The organism is uncultured Brachyspira sp., from assembly GCF_944390845.1.
GTDB lineage: Bacteria > Spirochaetota > Brachyspiria > Brachyspirales > Brachyspiraceae > Brachyspira > Brachyspira pulli.
The window spans coordinates 1-16,621 of record NZ_CALXRM010000002.1 but is presented as its reverse complement, the minus strand read 5'-3'; the positions used below and the strand labels follow the sequence as shown (position 1 = coordinate 16,621).

At 27.9% G+C, this 16,621-nt stretch carries 10 protein-coding genes; 6 read left to right on the top strand and 4 right to left on the bottom strand.

The window, feature by feature from the left end; genetic code table 11:
* Positions 1-187: 187 nt before the first annotated feature.
* On the bottom strand, positions 188-1,366 hold the full coding sequence (locus Q0K52_RS00520; protein ID WP_297295376.1) for an RtcB family protein: 1,179 nt from the start codon (positions 1,364-1,366) through the stop codon (positions 188-190).
* A gap of 144 nt (positions 1,367-1,510) precedes the next feature.
* Complete coding sequence (locus tag Q0K52_RS00515) at positions 1,511-2,467, bottom strand: glycosyltransferase family 8 protein (protein WP_297295374.1); 957 nt, start codon at positions 2,465-2,467, stop codon at positions 1,511-1,513.
* Positions 2,468-2,673: 206 nt separating this feature from the next.
* Here Q0K52_RS00515 and Q0K52_RS00510 point away from each other — a divergent pair, with 206 nt between their 5' ends.
* The 4 genes from Q0K52_RS00510 (at position 2,674) to Q0K52_RS00495 (ending at position 10,841) form a co-directional block, all read left to right on the top strand.
* Entirely contained in the window at positions 2,674-3,582 is a 909-nt protein-coding gene (locus Q0K52_RS00510; protein ID WP_297295372.1) for a radical SAM protein, read from the top strand.
* Positions 3,583-3,910: 328 nt separating this feature from the next.
* Entirely contained in the window at positions 3,911-6,364 is a 2,454-nt protein-coding gene (locus Q0K52_RS00505; protein WP_297295370.1) for a hypothetical protein, read from the top strand.
* Positions 6,365-6,672: 308 nt separating this feature from the next.
* Positions 6,673-8,838 (top strand): PTS transporter subunit IIABC, encoded by a 2,166-nt coding sequence (locus tag Q0K52_RS00500; RefSeq protein ID WP_297295368.1) that lies wholly within the window; start codon positions 6,673-6,675, stop codon positions 8,836-8,838.
* Between the two features lie 197 nt (positions 8,839-9,035).
* Complete coding sequence (locus Q0K52_RS00495) at positions 9,036-10,841, top strand: methyl-accepting chemotaxis protein (RefSeq protein WP_297295366.1); 1,806 nt, start codon at positions 9,036-9,038, stop codon at positions 10,839-10,841.
* A 64-nt stretch (positions 10,842-10,905) separates the two neighbouring features.
* Here the strand turns inward: Q0K52_RS00495 and Q0K52_RS00490 are convergent, their stop codons facing one another.
* On the bottom strand, positions 10,906-11,445 hold the full coding sequence (locus Q0K52_RS00490; protein ID WP_297295364.1) for a GNAT family N-acetyltransferase: 540 nt from the start codon (positions 11,443-11,445) through the stop codon (positions 10,906-10,908).
* A 304-nt stretch (positions 11,446-11,749) separates the two neighbouring features.
* On the opposite strand from Q0K52_RS00490, the gene Q0K52_RS00485 reads away from it, so the two are divergent.
* Together Q0K52_RS00485 and Q0K52_RS00480 are read left to right on the top strand one after the other, a co-directional pair.
* Positions 11,750-12,181 (top strand): PepSY-like domain-containing protein, encoded by a 432-nt coding sequence (locus Q0K52_RS00485; RefSeq protein ID WP_297295362.1) that lies wholly within the window; start codon positions 11,750-11,752, stop codon positions 12,179-12,181.
* Between the two features lie 210 nt (positions 12,182-12,391).
* Positions 12,392-13,858, top strand: coding sequence for a peptidylprolyl isomerase (locus Q0K52_RS00480; RefSeq protein WP_297295360.1), 1,467 nt, complete (start codon positions 12,392-12,394; stop codon positions 13,856-13,858).
* 770 nt (positions 13,859-14,628) lie between these two features.
* Here Q0K52_RS00480 and Q0K52_RS00475 read toward each other — a convergent pair.
* A complete protein-coding gene (locus tag Q0K52_RS00475; protein ID WP_297295358.1) occupies positions 14,629-16,119 on the bottom strand; it encodes a sulfatase-like hydrolase/transferase in 1,491 nt (496 codons plus the stop codon).
* Positions 16,120-16,621 lie beyond the last annotated feature (502 nt).

The following is a 16,621-nucleotide window of genomic DNA, read 5'->3' as shown; positions in this document are numbered from 1 at the left end:
ACAAAATAAAAAAATAAATTATAATATACAGCCATCATTATTTAACATACGCATTTGCATGAGACAAAGCATTCTGTTGTTCATAACGATGATTGATTTCATTCTTTATAATTTCCTAAAATATATTTTCAAGTATTATATATTATATAAAATTATTTTCAATAGTAATTTTTTGTTTTTATAAACTTTATTTTGAAGTAGATTTTATATTCAATACAGGCTTTAATCTATCTATAACTTTTACAGTAGGTTCTATTAATTCTTCTATTTTGTTTGGATTTTTATAAGCCATAGGAGATTCATCTAAAGTATTTTTGCATACACTGCTAGAATAAATTCCTTTCATAGAGTCTACAAACTCCTTCATATCTAATTGATTTCTTGCCTGTGCCCTTGATAAAACCCTTCCAGCTCCATGAGGTGCAGAACAGTTCCAGTCTTCATTACTTTTTCCTTCGCATACTAATATACCATCACGCATGTTAAAAGGTATTATCATTTTTTCATTTTTATAACTTCTTATGGCACCTTTTCTTATAATAAAATCTTCAAAATCAATAAAATTATGCACTGATGAAAATGTATCTTCTATTTTTATATTTAGTAAATCTTTTATAATTTGAAGCATTGTTTCTCTGTTTATTTTTGCATAGTACTGTGCTATTACCATATCAATTAAATAATCAAACATTTCTTTATCCTGCAAATAACAGTCTTCATTATTTTTAGCTATTCTTGCATGATATCTGCAAACTTGATTACCGAAATTCCTAGAGCCTGAATGTATAGTGATATAATAATCATTATTTGAAGATTTACCTATCTCTATAAAATGATTTCCACCTCCAAGCGTTCCTATAGAGTTATGGAATTTCTCTAAATCTATATCAACTTTTCTGCATAGATTTTCTATATATTCATTATCTATTTCAAAAACTTCAAATTTAGTATTAAATTTTTTATTATAATTAATTATAAAATTTCTTATAAGTTCATTAAGTTCTTTAAAATTAAAAAGAGTATTAAAACTTTTTTTATGAGTACTTTGCCCCATAGGTATATTTTGCTTTATAGTTTTATCAATTTTTTCCAATGGTATATCTTTTATTTCATCGCTTAATTTTGAAGTAAGCATTCCGCAGCCTATATCAACACCTATATGAAAAGGATTCACTCTGTCAGTTAATGGCATTGTAAAGCCTACAACTATTCCTTTTCCTAAATGAGTATCAGGCATTATTCTTATCTTTACATCTTCACTGGCTTTTTCATTTAATATTTTGTACAATATAGAATAAGATTCTTCGTCAATATTATCCGTGAAAATTTTGCAGTCTTTATTGTATTTTCCTTTAAGCTCTATCATAAATACCTCTTTTAATCGTATTCAATTATATTCTACCATTTATTATAAATAACTGAAATGTCAGAATTTGTCAAAAAATTGAAATTAAATTTTTATATAAAAATATTATTTATTAAAGTTTAGCTTAATTATTTTTTCATATTTTTATTCTAAAAATGAATTTCTAAAATCTTCCCTCATACTTTTAAATGGTATAAACCAAGATATTTTATTTATTAATTTATCTATTTTATTATTTAAATAGTCATTACTATAAATACCTAATCCTTTTATTTTTTGATCCATAATCATTTGCATATATTTCATAGGATTTTGCTGATAGTATGGGGTGTAATAAAAATAATTCCAAAACAATTCAACTGATTCATTTGAAGGACAATTTCTATTCCAAGGTTTAATTTTTCCTACATAATGTATTATAGATGAAGTATTTACATTTTTAGAAGTAAAGTCATTCCATTTATTATCTATAAATTTGATGTCATCTTTAAATAAATAATTTAATATATCTTGATCTGGACATTCTATAATATTGCAGTATTTATCAAAATATGATTCACATTTTATATTAAGACCTTTTTCAGAATATAATTTATTATTTAATAACAGTACACCTGAATTAAAATATTTATGTTTATCTTCAAGACCTATTTTTATTTTATATTTATTTAAAAAATTTAAATCTCCTCTGTCTTCAACAGCAAAAGCAAAATATTCCGATATATCCATATCAAATAGCTCGGAAAGACTAGAATTTACTATAATATCACAGTCTAAATATAAAATTTTATCAACATTTTGTATCAAATCTGGAATATCTAAACGATAAAAAATAGAAGGAGCATAATGTCTTTTATATAGGATTTTATCAAACCATTTATTATATTTTTCTACATTTGGAGTATAATATTTAATATCAAATGTTTTTATTTCTTTTAATTTCTCTATCATATTTTTATTTTCATCTGAAATATCATTAGTGATAACATGAAAATAAAAAGTCTCATCTTCTTTTGAATTTTTTAGTATAGAAACTATTAATGCTGACATAAAAGGTGTATAACTATCATTTGCTGCAAGACATATATTAAATTTTTTCATTTTGTTATTGTCCAAAATACAGATTTTATATCATCATAACTTATTAATTTTTTTTGTCAAACTGTTTTAAATTAATGAAATATATTTATTTTTTATAAAATAGTTATTTAATTTTCTGTAAATTACTTGATAAAAATATTAATATACAGTATTATATATAAATACAATGTTTTGATAAATAGTTAAACAAAAGAGATAAAAAATAAATGCTTAAATATAGAGAAATCAACTGCAAATCGGCTTTAAATAAAATAGATAATGAATACGGGTTTTGTTATGATTTAAATATTTATAGAGGCTGTTTGCATAAATGCTATTATTGTTTTGCTGTATATTCTCATAAATATATTAATTCAAGAGATTTTTTCGGAGAGATATTTGTAAAGAAAAATATTGCTGAAGTATTAGAAAAAGAGCTATCTTCAAGGAATTGGAATAGAGATATGATCAACCTTGGAAGCGTTACTGACAATTATCAGGAAGCTGAAAAAGATTATAAACTTATGAGAGACGTTTTAAAACTTCTTATAAGATACAAAACTCCGATGTGCATATCCACAAAAAGCGATTTAATATTAAGAGATTTTGATTTGATAGATGAGCTTTCAAACATAGTACCAGTAAGAATAGCATCTACTATAACAACATTAGATGAAAAATTATCTTCATTAATAGAACCAAATGTAATAAGTCCTCAAAAGAGATTTGATATGCTTAGAGAGTTTAAAAAGACAAAAGCAATAGTTGCAGTTCATACAATGCCTGTTATGCCTTTTATTACAGAAGATAGTGTTGAAGATATTTTTAAAACTGCAAAATCGTATGGCATAGATTATTGTGCTGCTGATGCTTTGAAATTAAGAGGTGAATGCAGAAAAATATATCTTAATTTTGTTAGAAAGAATTTTCCACAGCATTATAAAAAGTATCTATATATTTATGGTTCTGACGGCATTCTTAAAGATGAGTATAGGGAAAAGCTATATTCAAAAATAAAACTATTAGAAGAAAAATATAATATAACCTACAAAACCAAAGAAGAACTCAATACAGAAAATACGGTTTATAATAGATATAATAATAAATCTTTAGAAGAAGAACCAAGCTTATTTTAATTTTTATTTATATTTACCTGCCTACTAATTTTATTGCTTTTATTTTTAAATAATTTATTTAAAAATAAAAAATTAATATAGTTTTATATTGACATAACTAAAATTGTATATATAATTTTTTACACAATTAGAGTATTAAAGAGAAAATTATGAAGCATCAAGCATCAAGCATCAAGCATCAAGCATCAAGCATCAAGCATCAAGCATCAAGCATCATATAATAATATTATTTTCTTTATCATATCTCATCATTTTACATCAAAAAAATTATTATGATAACAAAGTCATATCTTTTGACTTTTATAAAAATATATTTAGGAGTAAAACTATGAAAAAGTTTATTAACAAAATTTTTATAACAGCATTGATAACTTTATTTGCTGTAAGCTGCGGAAACAGCCCTACAAATCCATCAAATGGAGGCAACGGAGGGGGCGGAGCAAATCCCACACCAAATGAATTTGTAGATAAATTAAAATCTATAGGAATAGTAAAAGCAGGTGAACAGGAATGGGACTTTAGAACTCTTAGTCAATCAGGAAATGTTTTAACAGTAAGGCCTATGAATAATGCTAAGTCTGGTACTTTAGAAGGACTTGATAGATATCTAAGAATAAAAATAGATGAAATTACAGAAGTTTTTAAATATGAGATAGAATTTTTAACTGCTGACAGTACATCTTCAGACGGATCTGAACATAATTCTCCTGCTAATAGCGAAGCTTTAGAAGCAAAAATAACTTTTGAAGATAAAAAAACAGGAAGTCCTATAACAGATGCAGAGTTTAAAGACGGTTTTATATTAAAAGTAGAAGCTAATGCGAATTGGATACCTACACCTGAAGTAACAGAAGAAGATTATAAAAAATCTATAAATCAATTAGGAACTATAAATGTAAATGGTAAAAGCGGAAATACTTTTGCTATGGATTTTGCAGGTTTAAATGTAACTAAAGATCAGTATCAATATACCACTGAATTGACTATAGATGCTAACGGAAAAACTGATACTATTGATTTGCTTAACTTTATAGAAGCTATAAAGGGGCAAATATCAAAATCAAAAACAGAGTATATAGAAATATCTGATGTATATATTAGTTCTGATAATAGTTTCTCAATTAATTTTAATGCAGTATCTGCAAATAAAGTATTAAGTTATCCTAACAATATTACTCTCAAAGTAAACTTTATTAATGGAAATTTAAGCTTTGCTAAAAGAGACTTGACTATAACTATTAACAGCACACCTGAAATAGTTACAGACAACAGAGGTGAATATAAATCTGCTGATTTTAATATTTCTACAGATGCAGAAAATATATCTTTTCAATCTACATCAATAGTAGAAAAAACTTCAACAGGAATAAAAATTGATTATGTTTCTGCTCATTATAGCAAAAAAGATGGATCAGCAACTATTGGAGTATCAGGCGATGATATATTAAATGCACATAAAATTTTAACAGCAGGACAAACTGCTGAATTTGAAATAACTTTCACAGCAAGAGCTGAGGGATATAATGATAAAACAGATGTAAAAGTTACTCTTAAAATTAGAAAAGGAGATGACTTACCTGATATAACATTAGATGAGTTTAATACTTGGCTTAATACTATTGAAGTAAGCGGATTTACTAAACAAGTAGGTTCTGCAGCTGTTACTCTTACAGCATCATCAGATACTACTCCAGATACAGCTTTAAAAACAATCAAAGATGCTTTGAAAAAACTTTCTAAAGATAAAATAATTATTGATGATTATAATATAGATTATTTAAGCTGGAGTACATTCCCTACAGGAAATAATGACGGTTTTATAGGTGTATACATAGAGGCAGCAGAAGGATATGCATTCAGTGATGAGTTATATACTATTTTAACAGCTAATGGCTCTGCTCGTTTTACAATAACAGTTAAAGCTGCATCAAGCTGGCCTTCAAATATATCTATAGAAGGTGCAGGTTCAAGTTCTTCAAATCCTTTAACTGTTAATTTAGGAGACGGAAGTACAGATGTACAAGTTCCTTATAAAATAAAATTCATTAACGGAGCTTCAGATTCAGGGTATATAGTAATATCTGAATTAAAACAGGCTGATTCTTCAATAGCTGACAGCTGGAATTTAGTTGGAAATCAATTTTTTAATTCTCCTAATTATTCTGCAGTATTGGAAATATGGTCTTATCAAGTTCAAAATATAATAAATGATCAGAACATAGCAAAAGATTCATCTCAAGTTTATAAAGTTACTTTAACTGTGAGATATAGTGTTAGTACAGGTAATAATTCATCAAGTTCATCAGCTGAAGAAGATATTGATTTATATGTGAAATTGGTTAAAGATTATGCTGTTATTGACGGCATGGCTATGATTAAAATATTATTAGAAGGTATTTCAGGTCAGCCGTATGACGGAGTATCTAGCGTAAGTATAAATATTAATGATAATGCAGCTATGAATATAACTTCACCTTATTATTACGGCAATAATTTTACTGCAACTGATTATAATGTATCAGGACAGGGAAGCATAACTTATATTAATAATAATATTAGACTTGATAATATTAAAAATGCCCTTGCTAAAGTCGGACTTAACTGCACAATGGCATCATTAACTTTTGCTAAAAAATCAGGAGATGACACTACTGCCACTGCTTTTATTGATAGTTTATCAAAATTAGATGGTTATATATTCAGTGATAATGGCACTGTGTTTGATCCTTCAGCTGGTATAACTATAGAATTGACTACTTCTTCTCAAACTTGGCTTGATTAATTTCAATCATATTTTTCATAATTAGGCTGTCTGCTTTTTTAGCGGGCAGCTTTATTTTTATGAAAAATATATTTTTAAATTTGATAAAGATGTTCATTATTATCTATTTTATTAATAAATTTACTATATTTATACCTAACTTTATATTGGAATTGATTACAATATGGAAATTAATATCAAAAAATATATACAATTAGTAAAAAATTTATTATACTTAATATAAGGCTAGATGTTATATATGTGATATTAGTATACATAATATTAATTATAATATCAAAAAAATATCTTTACAATCTGGAGTTCTTTATATGAAGGATAAAATTTTTGGTGTGCTACAGAGAGTAGGTAGATCATTCATGCTGCCTATAGCAGTACTTCCTGTAGCTGGTTTGTTCTTAGGTATTGGTAGTTCTTTCACTAATACTACAATGCTTGAAACATATAATTTAATGGGCATTTTGGGTCCTGGTACTATTGCTTATGATATATTATCAGTATTGAGTGAGGCTGGTAATATTATATTTGGTAATTTGCCTATTATATTTGCTATGAGTGTTGCTATAGGTATGGCTAAGAAAGAAAAAGAAGTTGCTGCTTTATCAGGAGCTATAGCATTTTTCGTAATGCATGCATCTATAGGTAAAATGATAACAGTTATGGGCGGAGCTGACAAATTATTAGCTGGTTCTACTGCAAATGTTGTAGGTATATTATCACTTCAAATGGGTGTATTCGGCGGTATTATAGTAGGACTTGGTGTAGCTGCATTACATAACAGATATTATACTATAGAGCTTCCTCAAGTATTATCATTCTTCGGCGGTACAAGATTTATACCTATAATATCTTCAATAGTATTTTTAATTGTTGGTATATTAATGTATTATGTATGGCCGCCTATACAGCTTCTTATGAATAAATTAGGTGATTTAATAGCTGGTTCTGGTTATGTTGGTACTTTATTCTATGGTATTATAGAAAGGGCATTAATACCTTTCGGTTTGCACCATGTATTCTATACTCCATTATGGCAAACTTCTCTTGGCGGTACTATGATGATAGACGGAACATTAGTAGAAGGTGCTCAGAATATATTCTTTGCTCAATTAGGTTCTCCTAATACAACATCATTCAGTGTTGAAGCTACAAGATTTATGACTGGTAAATTCCCATTCATGATATTCGGTCTTCCAGGTGCTGCTTTAGCTATGTACAAAACTTCAAGAAAAGAGAAAAAACAAGTGGTAGGTGCTTTGCTTTTCTCAGCAGCATTAACTGCAATGATTACAGGTATTACTGAGCCTATAGAGTTTACATTTATATTCGTTGCTCCAATATTCTATGCTATTCACTGTGTACTTGCTGGTGTATCTTTCATGCTTATGCATATATTCCATGTTACAGTAGGTATGACATTCTCAGGCGGTTTAATAGACTTGTTATTATTCGGTGTATTACAAGGAAATGCTAAAACTAATTGGATATGGATAGTAATAGTTGGTATACCTTATTTCTTCATTTATTATTTCTTATTCTCAATTTTGATACAGAAATTCGACTGGAAAACTCCTGGCAGAGAACCAGACAGTGAAGAACCAAAATTATATAGAAGAGCAGACGTTGTTGCTGCAAAAGCTGCTGCAAGCGGAGAAAATGTTGATGCTAATCCTTTATTCAAATATGAAGAAGCTCCATTAATAACTTCAGGACTTGGCGGAAAGAAAAACATAAGCGATGTTGACTGCTGTGCTACAAGACTTCGTGTTACAGTATTCGATCCATCTAAAGTTGTTGATGCTACATTAAAAGCTAGCGGTGCTGCTGGTATAATTAAGAAAGGTAATGGTATACAGGTTATATACGGACCTAAAGTTACTGTAATCAAATCAAGATTAGAGGATTATTTACATGATCCTATAAGCGATAATGAACCAGAAGATGCATCTGCTGAACTAGTAAAAACAGAAGAAAAAAAAGAAGAAGTTAAAGAGGAAGTAAAAAAATCAGATTCTCTTTCTTTAGTAGATAAAGTATATGCTCCTATAAAAGGAAATATAGTAAAATTAGAAAATGTTGAAGATGAGGCTTTCTCAAGCGGTGCTATGGGTAAAGGTATAGCTATTAATCCTGCTGAAGGTAAAGTTTATGCTCCTTATGATGGTATAATAGAAACTGCTTTCCCAACAAAACATGCTATAGGATTAACTTCTGATAAAGGTGTTGAATTACTTATACATGTTGGTATGGATACAGTAAAATTAAACGGCGAACATTTTACTTCACATATAGAAGAAGGACAAAAAGTTAAAAAAGGTGACTTATTATTAGAATTTGATGTTGATGCTATTAAGAAAGCTGGATATCCTGTTGTTACTCCAGTAATAGTTACAAATTCTGATGATTATAAAGATGTTGCTTGTACTGATGCTTCTTCTGTAAATGTTGGAGATAGTTTAATAGACGTTAAAAATTAATATATTGATATTTTTTAATTAATATATGGGAAGGGGACTTATTAATTTAAGTCTCCTTTTTTTTATATTATTTATATTCTTTACAAATCATACAAAATATTTTGTAAAAAAATCAAAAAAAAATTACTTGACATTGAAAAATAAGTAATTATACTTTCATAAATATTTATTAAAGTTTTATTTGGAGAAATTATTGTATGAAAGATAAAAAAAAGAAATATGTTTTAATGTTAAAATTTTTAATTCCTTTTGCTGTATTTATAGTAGTAGTCGTTATAGGTTTAATGTTATACTTTATTCCTAGATATAAGAAAGAATTCTTATTAGAAATAGAATCTAATATGTATAAAAAAGAATCTTCTGTTTCTTCTTGGCTTAGTTACTTTTATTCAGAGATAGATGTTTTATCTTCATATTGTAAGTATGAAACAGATTATGGTCAAATGCTTGATTCTTTTAAGGAATTAGAGAAAACAAAAGATGAAATTGGTAATATACACTTCAGCGGTACAGTAGGATATAGATATGGAGGACTGTTAATTATAGTATACGGAGATAATATAGAAGGATTTGACCAAACTACAAGAGAATGGTATATAGAAGCTGTAAAAAATCCTTCATCACCTTATTTGAGTATGCCGTATATAGATGCTGAGACTAAAAATTCTGTTATAACTATATCTAAATCTATTTTCCAAAATAATGAGCTAAAGGGAGTAGTTGGATTAGATATATCTTTTAATAAAATATCTAAGGCTTTAGCGTCTGATAAGAATAGTCAATTTTTTATAGCATTAGATGATGGAAGATTTATTACACATACAGATCAAAATTTATTATTTAATGAGCAAAAAAATATTTATACTGAATTGAATGCTCCAACTCTTGGTGATAAAGTTTATGATGTTAAATTTTATAAAAAACAATGGACAGCTGTTTACCGTATACCTAATACTCCTTGGATTTTAGTAGGAAATGGAAGTACAGAAAATCTTACAAAGAGAACAATTACATTATCCATAATAATGATAATAGTTGCTTTTGGTTTTTTAGGCATTCAATTTGCACTTGTTTTATTGAATGTTAATCCTTTATCTCAAAGTTTAGATAGAGCTATAGAAGTTATAAAAAATATGACTAATCATCATTTTGATGCTATTTTTGATGAAAGATTATTAAATAAATCAGATCAAACGGGTGTATTGGTTAATTCAATTAAAGATATGCAAAAGTCTTTAGGTGATTCCATACATTTCTTACAAGAGTCATTAAATTTTATTAATAAAGAAATAGATAGTGTTTCAGATGGAAGCCTTAATTTATCAGACAGAACAAATACTCAGGCCAGCTCTTTAGAAGAATTATCAAGTCTTATAGAATCATTATCAACATCTCTTGATGAAACAAATGTTCATTCTGAAGATGCTAAAAATATGAGTGCTAAAGTTGCTGATGCTACTAAGTCAGGTGTAGAATCTTCTTCTGAAATTATAAGCAGTATGAATGAGATATTAGAATCTAGTAAGAAAATATCCGAAATGACTAAACTTATTCAATCAATAGCATTTCAAACAAATATATTAGCTTTGAATGCGGCAGTTGAAGCAGCACGTGCTGGAGATCAAGGTAAAGGATTTGCCGTAGTAGCTTCAGAAATACGTTCTCTTGCTCAAAATGTTGATGAAACAGCTAAAAATATTACTGATACTATTAATGATGCTTTAGTTAAAGTAGATATAGGAAATAAAGCTGTAGAAAATTCTTCTAAAATACTTGCTGATATTGAAAACTTAGCTCAGGATATGCTCACTAAATTAACTTCTATATCAGAACGTGCTGTTATAGAAGCTGATAGTATTAACCAAATAAATATTTCAGTAAGACAGCTTAATTCTATAACAGGAGAAAATAGTACATTGGCTGAATCTAATGCTAGTTCTACTAAAGAAGTAAGAACTAAAATAGAAGATATGGTTGATCAGATTAACAATTTCAAATTTTAATTAAAACATAAAAAATTAGGGGTTATTATATATAATATTATTAATAGCCCCTTTATTTTTTCTACTATTTTTCTACACAAAATATATAATGAGGCATATCAATATTATAATAATGCTTTACTATGCTGTCTACTATTTTCATTCCATTTCTTATTGCAACATTTTGAGATGATATATTATTATCCCTTATAATAGAGTAAACTCTATCAGCATTTAAAGTATTGAAGGCATAATTTTTACATGCAATTGCAGCTTCAGCAGCAAAACCATTATGCCAATAATTTTTATTAAATAAATACCCTATCTCAAGAAGTTCATTTGAATCATGTATCTTCTTATCAACATTTTGCATGGTGAGTCCGCATTGTCCTATAAACTCATTATTCTCTTTTAATATTACAGCCCATAAGCCAAAACCATAATTTTTATACCTATTTAACTGCCTTTCAAACCATTCCTGTACTTCCTCATCGGAAAAAGCATGTTCATAAGCATACATTGTTTCTTTATCTTGAAGTATGGCACTTAATCCTTTATAATCTTCTATAGAGTTTTTATCAAATTCTCTTAATATAAGTCTTTCAGTTTCTAATATCTTTTTCATAAACTATATAACCTCATATATTTGTTTTAATAAAAAGTACATAATTATATAATTGTAAAAAAATATTATTTTATTGTAAATGTAATTATACTAAAGCACTAATTTAGTAAAATATATTTACTTTTAACACGCTATTTATACATAATGTTGTAAATGTAATTTTATTTCTATTAAAAATACAAAATTTAGTAAAATTTTAGTAAAAATAATGTAAAATATATTGACATTAAACTGTTTTCTGCTATACTTATAATTGTAAAGATAATTTACAGAGCCTAATTAATTAAATAAAAGGAGATTAAATATGACTAAAAAATTATTTGCTTTATTAATAACATTAACAGTAGTTTCAACTTCAAGTCTTTTTGCTGATTGGGTAGTACCAGCTTCTTCATTACCACAAAAATCAAGAGCATTCATACAAAGAATTTATCCTGGTGTAAAAATATGGAAAGTTGAAAGAGATGATGGTAAATATGAAGTTAAATTATCAAATGGTGCTTCTATAGACTTTTTAGCTAATGGCAACTGGCACAGTATAGACGGTGAATATAATGGTGTTCCTTTCAGTGCTTTACCTCAAGCTATATCAGGCACTATAAAACGTGCTTATCCACAAGCCAGAGTTATTGATGTTGAAAAAGAATGGGGAAATTATAAAGTAAAATTAAACAATATGATGGAATTATATATATCAGCTAATGGTCAGTTAATGGGACAAAACTGGGACGATTAATTAATAAATTATAACATATATATACGCTTCTTAGGCATTATCATTTTTTATGATAATGCCTATTTTTTATGAATTTTATATACCATAATATATTTAAATTTAATTTCATAAAAACTTGAATTTTTTAAACTCTTCTTATATAATGAATAAATTATAATATAATTTTTGAATAAAATAAAAATATAATATAAAATTGAAGGATAATGAATAATGTCATCTAGCAAGAAAATTGTACCAAAAAAGAAAAGTCCTGTAGTAAAAACACTACAATGGATAGGAGTATCTGCTGTTTCTATACTTTTAATTATTTATTTCTTAGTAGTAGATACTAGAGGAAGTCAAAAAACTCCTACAATAGGTTCTGTTAATGGAACTCCTATATATTATACAAGTACAAGCCCTTACGGAGCTGCTTTCAGACAAATAGAATCATATTATCAGAGTCTCGGAATACAAATCAATAATGAAATGTATAAATATATAGAAGATTTAGCTTTCAGACGTGCTGTTTCTACTATACTTTTAAATGAAGTAGCTAGAAAAAATATCAATGTCAGCGATAACTTTATAGTTGAAGCTATGAAAAGCGAATTTATAGATACTAATGGTGTTTATAATGAAATGGCTTATGAATCATTCATTAAAAACAGTACTCAGGCTGAAAAACTTAGAATAGAAAAAGATTTAAGAGAAAATATTTTATCTCAAACATTATCTTCTGAATTATTCAGCACTGTAAAAATAAATTCTCTTGATATGCAAAGAGAGTATAAAAAGAATCTTACAAGAAAAAATATAGAAATGGTTTATATAGATGCTGCTGCAATAGTTCAGACAAATGAAATAGCTTCTGCTGATTTGGAAAAATATTTCACTGATAATAAAACTAATTTTGTTCAGGCTGATATATCTTGGATAATGTTAGAAAGCGGCGGAGTTGCTGATAATTTATATAAAACTTTAAAAGATGATATAACTTTATTTGAGAAAAATGCTTTAGAAAAAGGAATTAATACAAATAATTATAAATTAGGCTATATCACTAGAATGCAAATGCCTTCTGAAGATTTTGCTAACACAATATTCGGTGACAATAAAGGCGAAAAATTATTAAAGCCAATATATGCTAATGGATATTACTATGTTGTATTAGTTAATGACATAAGAATGCCTGAAAAATATACTGATGTTGATCAGGATACATTAAAAAGAGAATATTTAAATGCTAATATAAACACTCTTTTAGAAGCTGAAAAAACAAAACAAGCAGAAGTATTAAAAGCTGCAGTCGCTAATATCAATAATTTACAAAGATTAAACGGCAATGGTAATATAAAATACTATAAACCAGCTAATCCATTCTCTTATAATCAAGGAAGATTAAATACTGCTGATGGAACTCTCATACCAGATTCATCTACAGAAAGTTTCTATAATCATGTATTTGCTATGCAAACTAATACTACCAGTGATGTTTTAAAATTTGATAATGGTGTTGCTGTTATAAAATTAATATCTGAAGAAAAACCAAATATGGCTACTTTAACAACATTAGATGCTGCTACTAGAAATGCTGTAAAAAGAGAATTATCAGCTCAAAGAATAAACAATATACAAATAGAATGGGAAAATTCTCATATAGAAAAAGCTAGAGTAAGAAAACACGAAATAAGATAAAATTCATTTAATAATTATATAGATTAAAAAAGAGGATAATATTTAATTATCCTCTTTTTTTATTTTCTATTTTTTAATATATACCTAAACAACTATATTTTGTCAAAATTAAAATTATATTTTCTTTTTAATATATGGGGCTTTGCCTACTGTGAAGCACACAGAGTGCAGCTCTGCGTGCTTACGCAACCCCCACTTCTTTTGCGACCGAAGGAAGTGCCTGCGACCATAGGAAGTCCTTTAGGGTGGTATTGCCACAAAGAATCAGGCACAGCCCGCCTTTGGCGAAAGGCTATATTGGGCTTTAATTTAATAAATTATATTACATGTAAGACAACTTTAGTATGATTTAGTACCAATTTTATACCTTGCACTTTCGCAAAGCGTATCCGAGCTTGTTGAGGATATAGCTACTTTGGCAAAGCCCGCAGAGCGTGTGCGACAAAAAAGTAGATAACATTTATATAAAGTGCATAAGTTGACAAAGTTAAAAATTTTTAGTATATACCTAAACAATTATATTTTGTCAAAAATAATTTTTTTAAATTTTAAATATCTGCAGGGCTTTGCCCCGCACCCCACTTCTTTTGGTGCCCCAAAGAAGCAAAAGGGCTATATTTTAGCTTAAATTAATAGTTTATATTACATGTAAAACAATTTTAGTATGATTTAGTACTAATTTTATACCTTGCACTTTTTGCAACTTTTTGCGGCGGGAAAAAGTTGAATAAAAAAACGACAAACTTAAAAATTTTCAGTATATATTAAAATTACAATTTCTTCTTTCTAACAGAATCAATCATAGTAAGACCTGTTTCATAATCAAGCTGTCTAATTTCACCCTCTTCATTTTCACGCTGTCTAGTATATCCATCATTATTCCAAGAAGGTATTCTATCTTTTCTCCAAGGCCTTGATGCCCATTGATAGCCTCTGTATAAATCCCTAGTTTTATTCATGTTATCCAAAAGCTTATCATGCATGCTGTTTCTAATATCTTTATAATTTTCATCATTTATAAGATTAATCATTTCATGAGGATCTTTTTCCAAATCATAGAATTCATCTGTATCAAGCAAATTAATAACAAGCTTATATCTGTCATTAACAATAGCCCTCATCATTTGAAGTCCTCCGAATCCGTCATGATCTATTTCATACCTTGTAAATTCAACAAATACTTCATCATTTATTCTTACAGAAGTATCCTCTATTTGCTTCATCATACTTTTACCTTCAAAAGCAACAGGGATTTTTATATTCATATAATCCAATATAGTAGGAGCTAAATCTATATGAGAAGCCGGATACGATATTATTTTTCCTTTTTCTTTATATTTTATAATAAGAGGAATATTAGCAACTTCTTTATAAGCACTTGCATTTTTGCCATTTAATTTATGAGCACCCAACATTTCACCATGATCTGAAGTAAATATTATCATAGCATTAGGAGCTATATCATTTACTTTATTAAGTACCCTTCCTATTTCATAATCAACAAAAGAATTGCATCCTAAAAATAAAGATAATTGCTTTGATGGTTTATTTATTTCATCAGCTTTTTTATTTAAATTATCTCCTGCCCATAATCTTTGCATAAAGGGCTTATTGCTTAAATCATCATTAAATGCAGTATCATCATCAAATTTAAAACCATCATACATAGTATTATAAGGACTAGGACATAAACAAGGCCCATGAGGTTCATCATAAGAAACAACTAAAAGAAAATCATCATTTTTATATTCATCTAAAAAATTAATAGCTCTATTTGAACATTTATGTGCATAAGTAAAATCTTCTTTCATATCAGGATCATAAGAAGTTTCCGACTTTCTTGATTTTACTCTATCTTCATCGCTTAATTCTTCAAGATATGTCCTCATATCATACCAGTACTTTTTATCCCAGCCGTCAGGACATACACCATATCCGAAATAGTCTCCTCCGTCAAGATGCCATTTACCTATATATCCGCAATGTACATTATTAGAGGTTAATATTTGTCCTATATTTTTAACGCCCTCTCTCATAGAAACACAGCTTGCAACCATTCCGTTTGTATGAGGAGAAGTACCTGTAAATATAGATGCTCTTGCTGGTCCGCATACTGGCTGACAAGTATAAGCATTCTCATATTTAATGCCATTTTCTGCTAATTTATCCAAATTAGGAGTAATCATTTTTTCATTACCATAACAGCCAAGCATGTCTTTTCTGGTAGAATCTGTCATAATAAAAACTACTTGCTTTTTCATAATATTTTACCTCTTATTAAATAAGATTAATATACAATTTTTTTTAATGCCTATTTTTAATGATGTCTCTAATCAATAATTATTTTTCAACTTATAGTATTTATTATATACCTAAACAACTATATTTTGTCAAAACTAAATTTATATTTTTGTTTTTATATCTGGGGGCTTTGCCCACCGCTCTGCGTGCTTACGCAACACCCCACTTCTTTTGCGACCGAATGGAGTGCCTTTGGCGTGGCACAAAGAACCTATATCCTCGACAGGCTCGGATACGCTTTGCGAAAGACTGCATTTCGACTTAAATTTAGTAATTTATCTTACATGTAAAACATAATTAGTATGATTTAATACTAATTTTATATTTGCACTTTTTGGTTCTTTGACGAAGTCCGCAGAGCGTATGCGGCGGGAAAAAGAACAACAAAAAATTGACAAAGTTAAAAATTTTTAGTATATACCTAAACAACTATACTTTGTCAAAAGTAAAGTTATATTTTTG